Source organism: Catellatospora tritici, from assembly GCF_019083965.1.
Classification (GTDB): domain Bacteria; phylum Actinomycetota; class Actinomycetes; order Mycobacteriales; family Micromonosporaceae; genus Catellatospora; species Catellatospora tritici.
Map to the genome: position 1 here is coordinate 88,218 of NZ_JAHRCY010000021.1, position 17,798 is coordinate 106,015.

The following is a 17,798-nucleotide window of genomic DNA, read 5'->3' on the forward strand; positions in this document are numbered from 1 at the left end:
CCTAGCGTCGCGTCGTTCGGGCCCGCGCCGACCGGCGCAGCGCGGGGATCAGGGCGGCGGGGGTGCGTCGGCGCACGCTGGCGTGCCACACCCCGGCGCCGTAGGCGGCGCTGTCGGCCAGTGCCGCCAGCGTGTGGCGTGCCGGGTCCAGGGACGAGGAACGGGTCGCCCAGGCGTGCAGGCCCGGCGCGACGAGCAGGGCCGCGGCGGTGGTGCGAGCCAACTGGCGGCCGCGCCCGCGTCCCCCCGCGAGCAGGGCCGCGACCAGCGCGGGCACGGCGAACTGGGCGCCGTAGCGGCCCAGCCCGAGCCAGGTCTGGCCCAGGCCGCGGCTGACCGCGCCGACCACACCACCGGGCGCGACCTGGCCGCGTCGCCGGGCCCGGTCGGCGCGGACCACGGCGGCGGCCACGGCGGCCACGGCCAGCGCCGGTCGGCGCAGCAGCAGGGCCGCCACGGCGGCCACCGGCAGCGGGTCCACGACCAGCGGCGGAACGGCGCCGGGGTGGCGTACCGCCAGGTCCGGTGCGGAGGTGCCGTAGCGGAAGCGGCGGGACAGCAGCTCGGCCCAGCTGCGCGGCTGCCGGTGCGGCACGCGCACCGACGGGTCGTAGCGGATGCGCCACCCGGCCGCGTGCAGCCGCCACACCAGGTCGACGTCCTCGCCGTAGCGCAGCGCGGGGTCGAACACCGCGCCGTCGCGGGCGACCTCGGCCAGCGCGGCGCGGCGCAGCACCAGCGCGGCCGTCGGCACGTACGCGACGGGGGTGCGCGGGACCACCTGGGCCTCGTACCAGCCGAGGTCGAGGCTGCCCGCGGCGGCGTGGTATCGCTGCAGTGCCGTCAGGCGGCTGCCCGGTGGCAGGGGGCGAGGCTGTGCCACCACCCGTGGCGCGGCCACCGCCACCAGCGGGTCGGCCAGGTGGGCGGCCAGCCGCCGGATCCAGCCGGGCGGTGGCGCGCAGTCGCTGTCGACCAGCACCACGAGCTCGCTGTCCACGCGGGACAGACCCGTGTCGCGGGCCGCTCCGGGACCGCCGCAGCGGTCGCGCCGGAGCAGCGTCGCGCCGTGCGCCGCGGCCACCATGGCGATCGGCTGGGGTGCCCGGGAACCGTCGTCGACGACGAGCACCGGATAGTCCCGGCCGAGCGCGCCCAGGCACCGGTCGAGCGAGGCGGCGTCGTCCTTGACCGGGACGATCACGGTGGCGTCGAGGCGGCCGGTGACCTGCGGCGGCCGCGGATGTGCCAACCCCGCGTCGCACAGCAGCCGGGCGAGCACGCCGCCGGCGCGACTGCGCACCCGCCCGGTCCGCAGCTCCGCCAGGGCGCGGCACCCGGCGGGCGACAGCCGCAGCAGCCGGGCGGGGGCACCGCCGGTGAGGGCGGCCGGGCCGACCTGCCGGGTGTGCCGGTCGAAGACGAGGCCGAACCCGGTCGGCAGCGGCGGCGGCCTCACAGCGCCAGCCCGCCGTCGACCGGCACCACGGCGCCGGTCAGCCCGGAGGCGCGCGCCGAGACCAGGAACACGATCGCCGCGGCGACCTCGGCCGGGTCGAGCAGTCGGCCGACCGGTTGCTGCCGGGCGAACGCGCCCGCGTCGGGCAGCCCGTACAGGCGGGCGCTCTCGGCCAGGATCGGGGTGTCGGTGGAGCCGGGGCTGACCGCGTTGGCGGTGACGCCGGTGCGGCCCAGCTCGACGGCCAAGGCCCGGACCAGCCCGGCCACGCCCGCCTTGGCGGCGCAGTACGCCGCCAGCATCGGCAGCCCCCGGGTGGCGGCGGCCGAGGCGACCGCCACGAAGCGGCCCTGGCGTGGCTCGGGGCGGGCCAGCAGCGCGGGCACGGCGGCGCGGGCCAGGTTGAGCACGCCGCCGAGGTTGACGTCGAGCACCGCCTGCTGCGCCGCCACGGGCACCTGCCACAGCGGCGCCCCGCCCGCGATCACCCCGGCGCAGGCCACCGCGGCGTCCAGGCCACCCCAGTGTCGCCGGGCGTGGGCCACCGCCGCGTCCAGGGCGGCGGGGTCGCGTACGTCGGCGACGAAACCGTGCACCCGCTCGTCCAATGTGGCGACCAGCGTGTCCAGCTCGTCGCGGGAGCCGAGCCGGTACGGCAGCGCCGGATCGTCGGCGGCGGCGTCCACGGCCAGCACCGACCAGCCGTCGGCGTGCAGCGCCCGCACCGTCGCCGCGCCGATGCCCCGGGCCGCGCCGGTGACCAGCGCCACCGGACTCATCGGTGCGCGCCGGCGGGCTGCGGCCACCAGCGGGCGACGTCGGCCAGCAGTGCGGCGGTCAGCACCCGCCACAACTCGCGTCCGGCCGCGACGGTCGCGGTGGTGGGGTCGCCGAGCACGCCCGATGGGCTCACGGCACGGACCCCGCTGGCGCGCAGCAGCGGCATCAGCTCGACCAGCGGGCGCGGGTCACCGGGGGCGGCTAGGTCCATCCGTACCCGCTCGGGTTCCAGCGCCAGCTGCAGCGATGTCTCGACGTGCCCGGCGTGCGGGTCCTCGTGCCAGCGTGGCTCGTGCACGCGCACCTCGCGTCCCTCGGCCCGCAGCCGGGCCACCGCCTGCCCGACCGACTCGGCGTTGCCGCCGTGCGCCGAGACCAGCAGCACCCGCCCGAACGTGGCGCAGGCCGACCGCGCCAGCTTGACCACCACCAGCTCCATCGCCTCGCGGCCGATGGACAGCGTGCCGGCGAAACCGGCGTGCTCGTCGCTGGCGCCGTACGGCAGCGCCGGGGCGACCAGCACGTCCGGGCGGGCGCCGGCCAGCGCCCGGCACAGGCCGACCGCCACGTCGGTGTCGGTGGACAGCGGCAGGTGCGGGCCGTGCTGCTCGGTGGAGCCCAGCGGGATCGCCAGGATCGCGTCCGGGGCGCACCGCCCGGCCTCGGGCCAGGTCATCGCGGCCACGAGTCGGCTCGTGGACGTCATCGGACTTCCTTCGTGGATACCCCCGCCTTCAGGCGGGGAGGAAACGATCAACGGGACCCCTCCCGTACGGGGCGATCGGCAGTGAAACAGGAAAACCCGAGGGTGACCAAGGGAATCTCCCGCCTTTAGGCGGGAGAGGAAGTCAACGCTCTTCCGTGGTGAACATCAGACCCGCCTCGCAGAAGACGCTCACCCAGCGGTCGAGTTCCACCGTCGCCTCGGCCGTGCCGGTGCCCCAGGACTCGGCGAGCACGTCGGCGGCGTTACGGCAGCGGCCGTCGCCCTGGCGCAGCGCGATCCAGACGGCGGCACCCGAGGGATCGAACCGCAGGCTCTCCCCGTGAGCCTGGGAGTAGAGCTCCAGGCCGCCGTCCTTATGGATGTACGCCACCACGCCAGGGGCTGGGGTTACTCGCAAGGGTGCCCTCCTGCGGGGTCGAGGCGGTCCGGGGACGGCCGGGAAGCGGTAGGGGAGGGACCCCTAGCGCGGGTTGCCTACTCGTGGCAGGTGAGCAGTTGTCGGTCCACGTGCGCGGCGACCAGGTCCAGGACCGCGGGGACGTGGTCGGCGAGGAAGAAGTGCGCCCCGGGATAGACGCGCAGGTCGAATGGGCCGGTGGTGTGCCGTTCCCAGGCCTGGGCCTCGGTCAGGTCGACGTACGGGTCGCGGTCGCCGGTCAGGGCCACCACGGGGCACGTCAGCGATTCGCCCGGCCGGTAGCGGTAGGTCTCGGCGGCCCGGTAGTCGTTGCGGACCGCGGGCAGGATCATCCGGAGCACCTCCTCGTCGTGCAGCATGTCGCCGTACGTGCCGCCGACGCGGGACAACTCCGCCACCACCGCCGCGTCGTCGGCCTGGTGCACCCGCTCGTCGCGGTGACACGACGGCGCCCGGCGGCCCGAGGCGAACAGGCCCAGCAGCGGCACCCCGCGCCGCTGCAGCAGCAGCGCGACCTCGAACGCGATCGTCGCGCCCATGCTGTGGCCCAGCAACGTCACCGGCTTGTCCAGCGCACCGTCCAGTTCGGCCACGACCAGTTCGGCAAGCTGGTGGATGTCGTCGACGAACGGCTCGTGCCGTCGGTCCTGCCGCCCCGGGTACTGGATCGCCAGCACCTCGATGCGCGGCGTCAGCGTCCGCGACACCGGGAAGAAGAAGGTCGCCGACCCGCCGGCGTGCGGGAAGCAGAGCAGGCGGGTGGGAGCGTCCGGTGCGGGATGGAACCGCCGGACCCAACCTGCGGGGCGGGGGGATGCGTCAACCATGAACTGGTCCCTCGGGTCGCGGAGCGGCGCCGCGCGGGCGGCGGGCACGTGCGCCTATTCAAGCCCGTCCGCGTACGGCCCACCCACCCCCGAAAGTCGCCTGGACCCCCCTAGAGTCCCGGCGTCAGGTCCGGCGTCAGGTCACTGCGCCCGGCCACGTTGAGTTTGCGGTACACCCGGGTCAGGTGCTGCTCGACGGTGCTGACGGTGAGGAACAGCTTCCCGGCGATCTCCCGGTTGGTGTGGCCCTGGGCCGCCAGCGCGGCCACCCGCCGCTCGGCGCTGCTCAACTCGCCGGAGTTGAGCTTGAGCTGAGGGTCGGGCTCGGCCGCGGGCCGGGGCCGCTCCGGCATGGTCGGCCGCACCGCCGTGGTCTCGGTCTGCGGGGTGAGGGTGGGCAGCAGGCTGAGCGCGTTGCACTGTCGGGCGATGTACTGCGCGCTGCGCAGCCGTCCCCGCGCCTCGTGTGGCTCACCGAGGGCGTAGAGCGCCTTGCCGAGATCGGCGTAGGCGTGGGCCAGCTCCAGTTGGTCCCCGCACTGCTCCAGCGCCTGGATGGCCTCCTTGAGCAGGGCCGGACGCTTCTTGACGTCGCTGGCGGCGGCGATGGTGCGCAGGGTGCCGCCGCGCACCCGCTGGTGCTGCGGACGCGACTCCTGCAACCGCTGCAGCTGCTCGTGCAGCAGGTGCAGGGCCCGGCGCTGGTCGCCCAGGCGCAGGTAGGCGCGGGCGCTGTCGGTGCGCCAGGGCACCAGCGCGGGGGTGTCCAGCTCCCAGCTCGTCGCCTGCTGCTGGCAGGTGCGGAAGTCGTTGAGCGCGCTGCGGTAGCGGCGGGTGGACAGGTAGTGGTAGCCGCGGGCGCGTACGTACAGCAGGCCGGGCAGGCTGTCGAACATGGCCGGCGGCACCGGTGTGCTCAGGTGCGTGGCCGCCACGTCGTGTTTTCCGGCGGCGGTGGTGCTGAACAGCAAGGTGGACAGCGGGATGCCGATCATGATGCCCCAGCCGTTGACCGACAGCATCCGCAGCGCGGCCTCGGCCTCCGCCTCGGCGGCCAGCAGGTTGCCCTGGCGGAAGGCGATCTCGGCCCCCAACGCGGTGACCAGCGCCAGCCACGTCCGGGCCTCGCACTTGGCCGCCGACGCGGCCAGTCGTCGCACCCAGGACAACGCCAGCTCCAGCTGGTTGGCGATGGTGAGGGTGGCCAGCGCCGCCGCCGTGGTGTCGATCGGGTCACCCGGCTGGTGCTGCTGCAGCGTCTGCTCGGCCCCGGCGATGGTGTCGGCGGTGATCTCGCCCTTGCGGATGGCGCGCAGCAGCACGGACACGTCCGTCCGGTGGCCGAAGACGCGGCCGTGTGCGGTCTCGTCATCCGGCGCGATCAGGTGGTTCAGACGGTGGGCCTGCCCGGGGCAGACGAAGGCGAGCCACAGGCACGTGCTGCGGAACTCGCCGGCGGTCTGCGGATCGGTGCTCAGCGAGGTCTTGGCCGCCAACCGCTCGGCGAGGTCGAACGCCTGCTCGGTGCGGCCGTGCCAGAGCAGGTACTGCATCTGCGCCAGCGAGCCGGCCGGATCCAGCAGCCCGTCGCAGGCCGCTTCGGTCAGCGTGTCCAGGTGCCTGATCGCCGCGGCCGGGTCGCGCCGCCATTCGATGCGGACCAGGTCGGCCTGGACCCGCGCCTCGGTCGAGTCCGGGTCGGCGGTCTGCGCGGCGCGCAGGAAGGACACCGCGACGTCCGTGTCGCCCCGCGACAGGGCCTGCTGACCCGCCTCGCGCAGCAGCTGCACCGCCCACGGCGGGCGCACCGCGCCGTCGACGAGCTGCCGGGCCACGTCGACCGCGGGCGCGCCCTCCTGGTAGAGCAGGTGCGCCGCGCGGTCGTGCAGTTCCCGCAGCAGGCACAGGCCCATGCTGTCCAGGATCGCCCGGGTGGCCTGCGGGTGCGGCTTGCCCTGGCCGTCGGCGAGGCCGGTGCGGTGCAGGCTGAGCGCGGCCCGTTCGGCCGCGTCGGTCGGCAGCCGCGACAGCTGCGCCCGCACCGACGAGGAACCGGCGCCGTCGAGCACGGCCAGCGCCTGGGCGTACTGCAGGTTCGCGGGTTCGCCGCGGTAGAGGCAGGCCATGACCGCGCGGCCGAACGCCTCACCCGGGGTGACCTCGGTGGCGGCCGTGTCGCGCAGGTCGTCCAGCAGCGCCTTCACCAGCAGCGGGTTGCCCGCACCGGCCGCGTGGACACTGTCGGCCAGGGCGGCCGACTCGATCCCGGGCAGGTGGCGTTCCAGCACGGTGTGCACCCCGGCCAGGGAGAGCGGATGCAGCTGCACGCGGCGGCTGTGCGGCTGGTGCACCAGCTCCAGGTACTGCTCGGGGTGTGCGTAGCGGACCGAGGTGCACTCGGTCAGCACGATCAGGATGGGCGTGGCGGTGATCCGGCGTACCACGTAGGCCAGGCACTGCAGCGAGGCGGCGTCGGCGTAGTGCACGTCGTCGACCATGATCACCAGTGGGCCGGACGCGGCCAGGTCGGTCATGACCTTGGACAGCTGGTAGAGCACCGCCGGGGGCACCCGGGGGTCGGCGCCGTCGGTGGTGGTCGCGAGCTCGGGCAACTGGGTCGGGGTCTCGCCGGCGCTGTACAGCAGCTGGCCGACGACGCCAAACGGAAGGTCCTGCTCGGCGCGGGAGGCCATCGCCGCGACGACGCGCGCACCGGTCTCGGCGGCGCGGCGGGCGAACTCGGCCAGCAGCGCGGTCTTCCCGATGGCGATGGCGCTGCGGATGACCGCCACCCGCCCGAGACCCTGGCCGCAGTCGGCCAGCAGGCTCTCCAGGACGCGCAGTTCGTCGTCGCGCTCGGCAAGAAACATCGTGTCGATACCCCGCAGGACTGAGAACGAGACGGCCCCGACGAGGCGTCTGTGTTTCGTCCACGTTATGGCCGTGAATTGCGATGTCCATAAGAGCATCACATTCGCGTGTCCACAGTGGAGATACGTCTCTCAGCCCCGAGCCGGGTTCATTCTTCGTACGGCGGTCTCGGGTTGTCAAGGGTCGATGAGATGACCTTCGTGAATGTGTCAGCCTGCCGTCACTACGACAATAATGAGATGCCAATCTATTTATTGGCGACTGCGGCGCGATGCTGGGCGCCCCGGTCCCCGCGCGGGTCGCGCCATCCGGTCCGTGCCTGCGTGACGGGCGCCACCGGGGGTCGCCGGGCGTCATATCGGTGCTCACATGCGCGATTGTCCGGACGCCGGGTGGGATCACTTGACCGAAGGGGCCATCAGGCCTCGGTCGTTCGTCGCCGTGCACCCGCGAATGAAGGAGGATTGGGGCTCGAACGGCTCATCCGAACGGCCCCCGGAGTCTGTCGCGGATCGCGCCGTGGACGGCGATGATCGTGAATGTATCGGCGTGCCGCCGGGCGATGCCGATACACCATCGGCGGTCTCCGTGGTCGTTGACAACCACTATTCGGGATATTGCTCACGGGTAATTGAATTATGAACGATAAAAGCCGACAGATGAAAGTGGACACACCCGGCGCGGCCGACGTCGGCCGGAGAGTAGGGGCGGCTAAGGGGTGCCCGCGCCACCCCGCGGTCGTAGCGTGACCCGGACGACCGCCGGGGTCGACAAGCCACTGAAGGGAGCACCGCCGTGTGGGATGAGCAGTTCGAGGGTCTGCTGCGGCCGCACCTGCCATATCTGCCCGCGCAGGCCCCGCTCGACGGCGACGCCGACCTGCGGCACCTGGGGCTGGACTCGATGAGCATGGTGGAACTGCTGGCCACGATGGAGCGGCACTACCAGGTGCGCTTCGTCGACGACGCGCTGACCATGGACACCTTCGCCACGCCCGCGTCGCTGTGGCAGCGGCTGAGCACGGTGGTCGCCGGCCGCTGACAGCCCGACACCAGCGGCGACGCGCCCGTACCCGGAGATCGGGCACGGGCGCGCCGCGTTCGTGGCTCAGCGGCCCGCGTTCACCACGGCACCCGCGTCGACCTTGAGCTGCAGACCGGTCACGAAACGCGACTCGTCCGAGACGAGGTACGTCACCGCGTGCGAGATCTCGATCGGGTCCAGGTAGGGGATCGGCATCGCGTGGAAGTCCTGGAAGGACGGCGCGACCTCCTCGCGGGTGGCGTTGGTGAGGTCGGGCCGGAAGATCCGGTACATCGCCGGGTTGTGGATCATCGGGGTGTCCACGTTCGCGGGGTGAATGACGTTCACCCGGATGCCCTTGGGCGCCAGCTGCGGGGCCAGCCAGTTGGCGTACAGGGCGATGGCCTGCTTGGCGAAGACGTAGCCGGCGCCACCGGGGCCCATCGGCCCCGCGCCGTAGCTGGACAGCAGGCCCGCCGCCGAGCCGATCAGCACGATCGAACCACCCTCGCCCAGGTACGGCAGCGCGGCGTGCGCGGTGTGCAGCGCGCCGTTGAGGTTGGTGTCGACGGTGTCGCCGAACGCGGTGGCCGGGCGGTTCGCGCCGACCGGGCTGATGCCCGCGTTGGCCACGACCGCGTCGAGCCGACCGAGCTCGGCCACGCCGGCGTCGATCGCCTGCTGCATCGCGTTGCGGTCGCGCACGTCGGTCTGCGACACGAACACCCGGCGGCCGGTCTTCTCGACCAGTCGGGCGGTCTCGGCCAGGTCCTCCGGGGTCGCCATCGGGTAATCCACCACCGGGATGTCCTGGCAGATGTCGATCGCGATGATGTCGGCGCCCTCCTCGGCGAGCCGGACGGCGTGGCTTCGGCCCTGCCCGCGCCCGGCCCCGGTGACGACGACGACCTTGTTCTCCACACGGCCCACGGGGGGACCTCCTCAGTCAGGGGATTTCCGCCGGAACGGTGCGATCGGCGGCAACAGTCTTTGTACCGCCGACCCGGCAGTGGTTCGACCGAGCCGGACCCCTAACGGCGGCCGCCGCCTCGACTTAGGGGAAACCCTTAACGAGGAGGACCGCGACCGGCCCCCGCCGCGTCGACAGACCCCTGTCTTTGCCCGCACAGGTCCCCACAACCGCCCCGACCTGCTTGCCCGGCCACGTCGACGGCCCGAATACTCCAAACCCGACCCGGCCGGTCGCGCAGCCGTCCCGCACCCGGGCCACCCTTCGACGATGAGGTGAAGCGATGCGATTCGGTCTGCTGTACCACCACCAAGTGCCCCGGCCCTGGTCGGCCGAGAGCGAAGAACGAACGCTGATGGAGTCGCTGGAGCAGATCGAACTGGCCGACAAGCTCGGCTTCGACTGCGCCTGGGCCACCGAGCACCACTTCCTCGACGAGTACTCGCACAGCTCCGCCCCCGAGGTGTTCCTCGGCGCCGCGGCCGCCCGCACCAGCCGGATCCGCCTGGGCCACGGCATCGTGTCGCTGCCGCCCGCGATGAACCACCCGGCGCGGGTGGCCGAGCGGATCGCCACGCTCGACCTGATCTCGGGTGGCCGGGTCGAGTTCGGCACCGGCCAGGGCAGCTCGCAGATGGAGGTGGAGGCCTTCGGCGTGGCCAAGGCCACCAAGCGCGACCAGTGGACCGAGGCGATCAAGGTGATCACCCGGATGATGACCGAGGTGCCGTTCACCGGGCACCAGGGCACCTGGGTCGACATGCCGCCGCGCAACGTGCTGCCCAAGCCGAAGCAGAAGCCGCACCCCCCGCTGTGGGTGGCCTGCAGCAACCCGACCACGGTCGAGTTCGCGGCCCGCAACGGCCTGGGCGCGCTGGCCCTGGCGTTCGTGTCGATCGAGGAGGCGCGCGAGTACGCCGACGCCTACTACCGCGCGATCGCCTCGTCCGACTGCGTGCCGATCGGCTTCGACGTCAACCCGAACCTGGCCGTGGTGATGCCGTTCATGTGCGCCCCCGACGACGAGACCGCGCTGGACCGGGGCCTGGACGGCGCGCACTTCTTCGCCTACGCCTTCATGCACTACTACTTCATCGGCGAGCACGCCCCCGGCACCACCAACATCTCCGACCTGTTCGAGCAGGGCCGCGAGATGTTCGCCATGGTGCGCGAGCCGAACCCCGAGGTGCTGGCAGCGATGGCGGCGATGGACCCGACGCTGGAGAAGCGGCTGGACGCGCTGCGCCGGGGCATGGGCTCGCCGGAGAAGCTGCGGCCGATGATCCGGGCGTACGAGGACGCCGGCATCGACCAGATCATCTTCCAGGTGCAGCTCGGCCACGTGCGGCACGAGCACATCATGGAGTCGCTGGAGCTGTTCGCCCGCGAGGTGATGCCGGAGTTCGCGCAGCGGCGCGAGGCCCGCGACGCCGCGAAGAACGCCCGGCTCAAGGACGCGATCGAGGCGGCGCTGGCGCGCATCGAGCGCAAGGAGGTCGACGTCTCCGACTACACCGTGGACGCCGACATGGGCGTCATCCAGTACACCGCTCCCGGCTCCACCGCCGCCTGAGCACCACCACGTGACCACCGCGTACCGGGCCGAGCGCGGCCCGGTACGCGGTGCGTGACTGGGGCACCGCGCCGCCAACTAGGGGTACTGATGCCTGCGGGACCTGGCTAGTCTTTCGCCGATTGATCGGCCTCCCTGTATTCGCAGGAAAGAGGCGGTCCACGAGACCAGAGGTAAGCATGACTCTCCTGGCTCCCACTCTTTCCGCGACGGAGCGGTTCCGTGCTCTCGGGTCGCACCATCTGCGCGAGATCGCCGACAAGTACGGCCTGTCCGCGCAGCTGCGCGAGGCGGTCGAGGTCGTCTCCCTGGTGCTGCCGTTCCGGGTGAACGACTATGTCCTGTCCCACCTCGTCGACTGGGCGTCGGTCCCCGACGACCCGATCTTCCAGCTGGTCTTCCCGCAGCGCGGCATGCTGCCCGCGCACGAGGAGCAGCGCCTGGCCGACCTGCTCCGCCAGGATGCGCCCGCCGCGCAGGTCAAGGCCGAGGTCAACCGCATCCGCCGGGCGCTCAACCCGCACCCGTCGGGCCAGATGCAGCACAACGTGCCCCAGCACAACGGCACGGAACTGCCCGGCCTGCAGCACAAGTACCGCGAGACGGTGCTCTACTTCCCGGGCCACGGGCAGACCTGCCACGCCTACTGCACGTACTGCTTCCGGTGGGCGCAGTTCGTCGGCGACGCGGATCTGCGCTTCGCCGCGAGCCGCCCGGACCAGCTGGTGGCCTACCTCGGGGACCATCCCGAGGTGCACGACGTGCTGTTCACCGGCGGCGACCCGATGATCATGTCGACCGAGCGGCTGCGCGGGCACCTGGAGCCGCTGCTGGAGATCGAGAGCGTGCGCACCGTCCGCATCGGCACCAAGGCCGTGGCGTACTGGCCGTACCGCTTCCTCACCGACCCCGACGCCGACAGCCTGCTGCGGCTGTTCGAGCAGGTCGTCGCGGGCGGCCGCAACCTGGCCGTGATGGCCCACTTCAGCCACCCGCGAGAGCTGGAGAGCGAGGTCACCCGCCGGGCGCTGGCCCGCATCCGGTCGACCGGCGCGCTCGTCTACGGCCAGGCCCCGCTGATCGCGAAGGTCAACGACGACCCGGCCACCTGGGCGCGGATGTGGCGCGCCGAACTGGCCGCGGGCGTGGTGCCCTACTACCTGTTCGTCGAGCGTGACACCGGCCCGTACGAATACTTCAAGGTGCCGCTGGCCCGCGCGGTGGAGATCTTCCACGCCGCCTACCGAGCCCTGCCGGGCCTGGCCCGCACCGTACGCGGCCCGATCATGTCCGCGACCCCGGGAAAGATCGCCGTGGACGGGGTGGAGCACACCCCGCAGGGCGACTTCTTCCAGCTGCGGATGCTGCAGGCACGCGACTCGGAGCTGGTCGGACGCCCGTTCCGGGCCGAGTTCTCGCCGACCGCGGCCTGGATCGACGGCCTGCGCCTGGACGCGTCGGCACCGGCCGACATCGCCGCCGCGCTGCGCCCCTACACCGCCTGAGCGCACCACTCCGACCCGTGAAGGAGCCGACGATGGCCGCCCGCACCATGTCCCCGAATCTGGCGCTGAACCAGCTGGTCGCCGAGCGCCAGGCGGCGGGCGAGCAGATCGTCCACCTGGCCTTCGGCGAGGCCCGGCTGCCGGTCCTGCCGGAGATGGCGCAGCAGCTCGCGCTCGGCGCGAGCGAGAACGCGTACGGCCCGGTCGCGGGCGGGCCCGCCGTGCGCGAAGCCGCCGCGGGCTACTTCACCCGGCGGGGCCTGCCCACCGACCCGGACCAGGTCGTGCTCGCCCCGGGCTCCAAGGCGCTGCTGCTGGCGCTGCAGCTGGTCTACCCCGGCGACGTGCTGCTGCCGCGCCCGGCCTGGAACTCGTACGCGCCGCAGGCCCGGTACGCGGGCAAGCAGGTGTTCGGGGTGCCCATCCCGGCCGAGTGCGGCGGGGTGCCCGATCCCGCGGCGCTGCGCGAGACCGTCGCGCGGGCGCGGGCGGCCGGGCACGACCCCCGCATCCTGATCCTGACCCTGCCCGACAACCCGACGGGCACCCTGGCCACGCCGGAGCTGGTGCGCCAGCTGGCCGCGTACGCCCAGGAAGAAGATCTGCTCATCGTCTCCGACGAGATCTACCGCGACCTGCTGCACGACCCGGCCACGCCGTACCTCAGCCCGGCGGAGGTGGCGCCGGAGCGGACCGTGGTCACCAACGGGTTGAGCAAGAGCTTCGGGCTCGGCGGCTGGCGCAGCGGCGTGGCCCGGTTCCCCGCCAACGAACTGGGTGAGCGGCTGCGCACCGACGTGGTCACCTTCGCCAGCGAGTCGTGGTCGGCGCTGGCGGCGCCGATGCAGGTCGCGACCGCGTTCGCGCTGTCGGAGCCGCCGGTGATCCGGCAGCGGCTGGCGGCCAGCGCCCGGCTGCACGGGGCCGTGGCCCGCGCGGTGTACGAGGTCTTCGTCGACGCCGGCGCCGACTGCCGCCCGCCGACCGGCGGCTTCTACGTGTACCCCGACTTCGAACCGATGCGCGACGTGCTGGCCCAGCACGGCATCACCGACTCCGACACGCTGCAGCGGCACCTGTTCGCCGAGTTCGGGGTGGCGGTGCTGGCCGGACACCTGCTCGGCGACGACCCGGGCGCGCTGCGCTTCAAGGCCGCCACCAGCCTGCTCTACGGCCACAGCCGGGCCGAGCAGCAGGCGGCGCTGGACTCCGCCGACCCGGTGCGGCTGCCGCACCTCGCCCAGGTGCTGGGCGTGCTGGCGGAGTCGTTCGGCAAGCTCTGCGGCTCGCGCCGCTGACCGGACAGGGGACCGCTGTGAGCAGTGCGCTGGAGACCGCCTTCGTCTTCCCCGGCATGGGCCCGTCCCAGTTCCGCGACGTCGCCAGGTTCATGCTCGTCAACCCGTACGCGCGTGAGCTGCTGGCCGAGGCCGACGAGGTGCTGGGCTACCCGCTGTTCGACCGCTACCGTGACGCCGCGTCCGACTACTCCGAATACTCCCAGGTGGCGTTCTTCGTCAACTGCGTGGCGTCGGCGCGCTGGGCCCAGGACCGGTACGGTCGACCCGCGGTGGTGGCCGGGCCGAGCTTCGGCAGCAAGGCGGCCGCCGTGTTCGCGGGCAGCCTGGGCTTCGCCGACACGGTACGGCTGACCGCCGAGCTGGCCCGGCTCGAGGACGCCTACTTCGACCGCCCCGAGCACCGCGAGCTGGTGACCCACTCGTTCGCGCGCACCCCCGCCGACGTGCTCGCCGAGATCCGCGCCGAACTGGACGCCGCCGGCGTCTGGCAGGAGATGTCCTGCTACATCGACGAGGACCTGCACATGCTGTCGTTGGACGGCGCCCGGGTGCCGTGGCTGGAGCAGCGGCTGCGCTCGGCGGGCGCGATGCCGCTCTACACCATGCGCCCCCCGATGCACTGCGCCGCTTTCCTGGAGCTGCGGGACATCGTGGAGCGGGAGGCGTTCGCCCGGCTGCGCTTCGCCGACCCCGACCTGCCGGTGGTGGCCGATCAGGACGGTGCCGTGCTGACCACCGGGGCGGGGGTGCGCACCATGATGCTGGACGGCTACGTCAAGCCGGTGCGCTGGCCCGCCGTCGTGGCGAGCCTGCGCGCGGCCGGGATCGGCCGCGTGGTCGTCGCCGGGCCGGACACCCTCTTCGGTCGGGTGCCGGTCACCACCGCCAACTTCGAGGTCGTCGCGGCCAATCCGCGCACCGCGATGCTGCCCGTGCCGCAGGGAGACCTGGTGTGAGCGCGCTGTACGAACGGTTCCTGCGCGGACTGGCCCGCGCGCCCCGGCGGCCCGCGATCCGCATCGGCGGGCAGTCGCTGAGCTTCGAACAGGTGCACGAGCGGGCGCTGCGCCACGCCGGAGCGGTGTGCGCGGACCCGGCGCCCCGGGTGGTCGCCGCGCTGGTCGGCAAGGGCTTCGAGGCGTACGTCGCGGTGCTGGCGGGCCTCTACACCGGCGCGACCGTGGTGCCGCTGAGCCCGGCTTTCCCGGCCGCGCGTACCCGCCGGATGCTGCAGCTGTCGGGTGCGCGGGCGATCCTGGCCGACGTCGACGGGCTGGCCGCCTTGCGCGACCTGCCCGACCTGGACCTGCCGGTGCACCCGGTGCTGCCCGGCGACGAGGGCTTCGACGGCATCGCCCTGGACCAGCCGCGCGCGGTACGGGCGCAGGACGCCGCGTACATCCTGTTCACCTCGGGATCCACCGGCACCCCCAAGGGTGTGCCGATCACCCACGCCAGCACCCGGCACTTCTTCGAGCTGGCCGACAAGCGCTACGACTTCCACGAGGAGGACGTCTTCTCGCAGACGTTCGACCTCAACTTCGACTGCGCCATGTTCGACATGTTCTGCGCCTGGGGCGCCGGGGCGTCCATCAGCCCGCTGCCGCCGCACGCGTTCCGGGACCTGCCCGCCGCCCTGGCCGAGCAGCGGCTGACCGTCTGGTTCTCCGTGCCGAGCACGATCGGGCTGGTCGAGCGGATGGGCGGGCTGACCCCCGGCGCGCTGCCGACGCTGCGCTGGAGCCTGTTCGCCGGGGAGGCGCTGCGTGGCGCCGACGCGGCGGCCTGGCAGGCCGCGGCACCCCGGTCGACGGTGGAGAACCTGTACGGCCCCACCGAGCTGACCATCACCGTCACCGCGTACCGCTGGCTGCCCGAGGTGTCGGCGGACCGGTGCGTCAACGGCCTCACTCCGATCGGGACCGTGCACGAGGGCCACGACCACCTGCTGCTCGACACCGACGGCGCGCCCGGCGCGGACGAGGGCGAGCTGTGCGTCACCGGCCCGCAGCTGACCGCCGGATACCTCGACCCGGCCGACGACGAGGGCCGTTTCCTGGACCACGACGGCCGTCGCTGGTACCGCACCGGCGACCGGGTCCGGCGATTGAGTGGCGACGAGCTGGTCTACCTCGGTCGCCGCGATGGGCAGGTGCAGGTGCAGGGGTGGCGGGTCGAGCTGGCCGAGGTGGACCACGCGGTCGCCTCGTGCGCCGGGGTGACCGCCGCGGTGACCGTGACCCGGCCCGGCCCCAAGGGCCTGGAGCTGGTCGTCTACTACACCGGGACGCCCGTCGCCCCCGGTGACCTGGCCCGGGAGCTGCGCGAGCTGCTGCCCGCCGGGATGATGCCGCGCTGGTTCCACCACGTCGAGGAGTTCCCGCTCAACGCCAACCGCAAAGTGGACCGGGGCGTGCTGGCCGCCCGCGCGGCGGTGGCTTAGGGCGACGCCGCCCGGATGGGCCCCTTCCCCAGGGCCCATCCGGGCGGGTGCGGATCAGGCGGCCGCGCGCGCTGCCAGGGCGGCGCGGTCGGTCTTGCCGTTGTGGTTGACCGGCAGTTCGGGCAGCACGTGCACCTCGCCGGGCACCATGTAGTCCGGCAGCGACTCGCGGCAGAAGACGCTCACCGTACGCTCGTCGAAGTCCGCCGCCGTCGGTGACATCACCACGAACGCGCCCAGGCTGTCTTCCCGACCCGGCCGCTTGAGCAGCAGCACGGCCGCCTCCACCACGCCGGGGCACTCGCGCAGGGTGCGCTCGATCTCGCCCAGCTCGACCCGGTTGCCGCGGATCTTCACCTGTGAGTCGGAGCGCCCGACGAAGTACAGCTCGCCGTCGGGTCCCCGGTAGGCCAGGTCGTGCGACCGGTACACCAGTTGGCCGGTGCGGGGGTCGAGGGGGTCGGGCACCAGGGCACCCCTGGTCGCCTCGGGGTCACCCCAGTACCCGGAGAACAGCGAGGGGGCCCGTACGAATATCTCGCCGACGACGCCCACCTCGTCGACCGGCCGCCCGTCGTCGTCGATCAGCAACAGCTCGGCGCCCCGGTAGCCGTTGCCGATGGACAGCCGCTCCAGGTCGTCCGGGATCGGGTCGGGCACGTCCGCCAGCGACATCGCCATCGTCTCGGTCGGACCGAAGCAGTTCACCACCCGTAGGCCGGGCAGCAGCTTGCGCAGCTGTCGCAGCTCGGTCAGGGGGAAGGCCTCGCCGGAGAAGAGGATGCCGCGCACCCCGGTCAGTTCGGCGACCAGATCGGGCTCGTGCCGCAGCGCGTGTCGCCAGATCGACGGCACGCCGTTGACGTGGGTGGTCCCGGTGTCGGTCAGGCAGCGCAGGAACCGTCGGGGAAAGCGCAGCGCGCCGCGCGGCACCGGCACCAGCGCGGCGCCGTTGCTCAGCGCCAGCCCGATGTCCAGCAGCGAGAAGTCGAACTGCAGCGGCGAGGTGGACGCGACCCGGTCGGCGGAGGTGACGATCCCGTGCGCGAGCATGCCCCGGTAGAAGGCGAGCACGCCGCGATGCGACATGACCACGCCCTTCGGTCGTCCGGTGGTGCCGGACGTGAAGATCATGTATGCGGTGTCGGTGGTCACCGCCGTCAACCGGTGCCGCACCCTGGGCACGGGCGCCCGCTCGACCGTCAGCCCGGTCGCGTCGAACCGGGCGGTCGGCAGCGAGCCGGGCAGGCAACCGCGCCGCTGCTCGGCCAAGCGCGTGTGCAGCGCGGGCTCGGCCGCGTCCAGCACCGACAGCAGCCGCTGGTCCGGGGTGTCCGGGCTGACCGGCACGAAGGTGAACCCGCCCATCGAGCAGGCCAGCATCATCGCGACCGCCGGGCCGCAGTTGTCGGACTCGACCACCACCCGGTCGCCCAGCTCCAGCCCGAGCCCGCGCAGTTCGGCGGCGTAACCCGTGGCCAGCGCCTCCAACTGTCCGTACGAGAGCACGCGCAGCTCGCCGGTGTCGGTGTAGTCGATGACGGCGGGCCGCAGCGGGGTCACCCGGGCGGCCGCCAGCAGCAGCTCGTGCAGCCGTTCCGCCGGGTGCGGCGCGGGCGTGAAGACGCTTGGTAACTGACTCACGGGGGCACTCCAGGCACTTGAGGCGCGGCGCGGGCCCGTCGGATCGGGCCAGGCATGCTCGTCGGCGCCAGACGGCGCGCGGGCCGAGTGTGGCCACCGTATGCGGGCCGTGACAGCGGCGGCAACGCGTGCCGACCCCACATCGGACGATGACCCCGCCGCGTCGCCCCGACTAGGGGTGCGTAGGGGTTAGCCAGCGCATTTGCCTGTCGTACGGTGCCGTTCTATGGCCGGCGCGCCGGCTTCCGCGCGCGGTT

General features: G+C 73.0%; 14 protein-coding genes. 6 read left to right on the forward strand and 8 right to left on the reverse strand.

From position 1 onward, the window contains the following. Nucleotide 1: 1 nt before the first annotated feature. The 6 genes from mftF to KUA19_RS33780 form a co-directional block, all read right to left on the reverse strand. Nucleotides 2-1,459 carry a mycofactocin biosynthesis glycosyltransferase MftF gene (gene mftF, locus KUA19_RS33755; RefSeq protein WP_217402731.1) on the reverse strand — a complete coding sequence of 486 codons (1,458 nt, stop codon included), beginning with the start codon at nucleotides 1,457-1,459 and terminating at the stop codon, nucleotides 2-4. Further along, complete coding sequence (locus tag KUA19_RS33760) at nucleotides 1,456-2,238, reverse strand: mycofactocin-coupled SDR family oxidoreductase (RefSeq protein WP_217402733.1); 783 nt, start codon at nucleotides 2,236-2,238, stop codon at nucleotides 1,456-1,458. Before KUA19_RS33760 ends, mftF begins: the two co-directional genes overlap by 4 nt. Then, complete coding sequence (gene mftE, locus KUA19_RS33765; RefSeq protein WP_217402735.1) at nucleotides 2,235-2,945, reverse strand: mycofactocin biosynthesis peptidyl-dipeptidase MftE; 711 nt, start codon at nucleotides 2,943-2,945, stop codon at nucleotides 2,235-2,237. The genes KUA19_RS33760 and mftE overlap by 4 nt, the downstream gene beginning before the upstream one ends. Before the next feature lie 142 nt (nucleotides 2,946-3,087). Continuing rightward, nucleotides 3,088-3,336 (reverse strand): hypothetical protein, encoded by a 249-nt coding sequence (locus KUA19_RS33770; RefSeq protein WP_217402737.1) that lies wholly within the window; start codon nucleotides 3,334-3,336, stop codon nucleotides 3,088-3,090. Nucleotides 3,337-3,440: 104 nt separating this feature from the next. Further along, complete coding sequence (locus tag KUA19_RS33775) at nucleotides 3,441-4,211, reverse strand: thioesterase II family protein (RefSeq protein ID WP_217402739.1); 771 nt, start codon at nucleotides 4,209-4,211, stop codon at nucleotides 3,441-3,443. 110 nt (nucleotides 4,212-4,321) lie between these two features. Then, the gene (locus KUA19_RS33780; RefSeq protein ID WP_217402741.1) at nucleotides 4,322-7,081 is read right to left on the reverse strand and encodes a helix-turn-helix transcriptional regulator; all 2,760 of its coding nucleotides are present in this window, start codon (nucleotides 7,079-7,081) and stop codon (nucleotides 4,322-4,324) included. 796 nt (nucleotides 7,082-7,877) lie between these two features. Between KUA19_RS33780 and KUA19_RS33785 the strand changes: the two genes are divergently transcribed. Further along, nucleotides 7,878-8,123, forward strand: a complete 246-nt coding sequence (locus KUA19_RS33785) for an acyl carrier protein (protein WP_217402743.1) — start codon at nucleotides 7,878-7,880, stop codon at nucleotides 8,121-8,123. A gap of 66 nt (nucleotides 8,124-8,189) precedes the next feature. On the opposite strand, the gene KUA19_RS33790 is transcribed toward KUA19_RS33785, so the two are convergent. Next, nucleotides 8,190-9,035, reverse strand: coding sequence for a mycofactocin-coupled SDR family oxidoreductase (locus tag KUA19_RS33790; RefSeq protein ID WP_217402745.1), 846 nt, complete (start codon nucleotides 9,033-9,035; stop codon nucleotides 8,190-8,192). A gap of 323 nt (nucleotides 9,036-9,358) precedes the next feature. Here KUA19_RS33790 and KUA19_RS33795 point away from each other — a divergent pair, with 323 nt between their 5' ends. The 5 genes from KUA19_RS33795 (at nucleotide 9,359) to KUA19_RS33815 (ending at nucleotide 15,897) form a co-directional block, all read left to right on the forward strand. Further along, nucleotides 9,359-10,648, forward strand: coding sequence for an LLM class flavin-dependent oxidoreductase (locus KUA19_RS33795; protein WP_217402746.1), 1,290 nt, complete (start codon nucleotides 9,359-9,361; stop codon nucleotides 10,646-10,648). A gap of 179 nt (nucleotides 10,649-10,827) precedes the next feature. Then, nucleotides 10,828-12,153: a KamA family radical SAM protein gene (locus KUA19_RS33800; protein WP_217402748.1), complete on the forward strand. Its 1,326-nt coding sequence runs from the start codon at nucleotides 10,828-10,830 to the stop codon at nucleotides 12,151-12,153. A gap of 32 nt (nucleotides 12,154-12,185) precedes the next feature. Next, the gene (locus tag KUA19_RS33805) at nucleotides 12,186-13,451 is read left to right on the forward strand and encodes a pyridoxal phosphate-dependent aminotransferase (protein ID WP_217402749.1); all 1,266 of its coding nucleotides are present in this window, start codon (nucleotides 12,186-12,188) and stop codon (nucleotides 13,449-13,451) included. Nucleotides 13,452-13,468: 17 nt separating this feature from the next. Beyond that, a complete protein-coding gene (locus tag KUA19_RS33810) occupies nucleotides 13,469-14,410 on the forward strand; it encodes an ACP S-malonyltransferase (RefSeq protein ID WP_308167804.1) in 942 nt (313 codons plus the stop codon). Then, nucleotides 14,407-15,897, forward strand: a complete 1,491-nt coding sequence (locus KUA19_RS33815) for an AMP-binding protein (RefSeq protein ID WP_217402750.1) — start codon at nucleotides 14,407-14,409, stop codon at nucleotides 15,895-15,897. Before KUA19_RS33810 ends, KUA19_RS33815 begins: the two co-directional genes overlap by 4 nt. 54 nt (nucleotides 15,898-15,951) lie before the next feature. On the opposite strand, the gene KUA19_RS33820 is transcribed toward KUA19_RS33815, so the two are convergent. Then, on the reverse strand, nucleotides 15,952-17,541 hold the full coding sequence (locus KUA19_RS33820) for an AMP-binding protein (RefSeq protein WP_217402753.1): 1,590 nt from the start codon (nucleotides 17,539-17,541) through the stop codon (nucleotides 15,952-15,954). Between the last annotated feature and the right edge of the window lie 257 nt (nucleotides 17,542-17,798).

Bases quoted from the DNA above. Each gene is read 5' to 3' on its own strand.
- KUA19_RS33775 (WP_217402739.1), bottom strand. From the start codon at position 4,211: ATGGTTGACGCATCCCCCCGCCCCGCAGGTTGGGTCCGGCGGTTCCAT.
- KUA19_RS33800 (WP_217402748.1), top strand. From the start codon at position 10,828: ATGACTCTCCTGGCTCCCACTCTTTCCGCGACGGAGCGGTTCCGTGCT.
- mftE (WP_217402735.1), bottom strand. From the start codon at position 2,945: ATGACGTCCACGAGCCGACTCGTGGCCGCGATGACCTGGCCCGAGGCC.
- KUA19_RS33780 (WP_217402741.1), bottom strand. From the start codon at position 7,081: ATGTTTCTTGCCGAGCGCGACGACGAACTGCGCGTCCTGGAGAGCCTG.
- KUA19_RS33795 (WP_217402746.1), top strand. From the start codon at position 9,359: ATGCGATTCGGTCTGCTGTACCACCACCAAGTGCCCCGGCCCTGGTCG.
- KUA19_RS33805 (WP_217402749.1), top strand. From the start codon at position 12,186: ATGGCCGCCCGCACCATGTCCCCGAATCTGGCGCTGAACCAGCTGGTC.
- KUA19_RS33760 (WP_217402733.1), bottom strand. From the start codon at position 2,238: ATGAGTCCGGTGGCGCTGGTCACCGGCGCGGCCCGGGGCATCGGCGCG.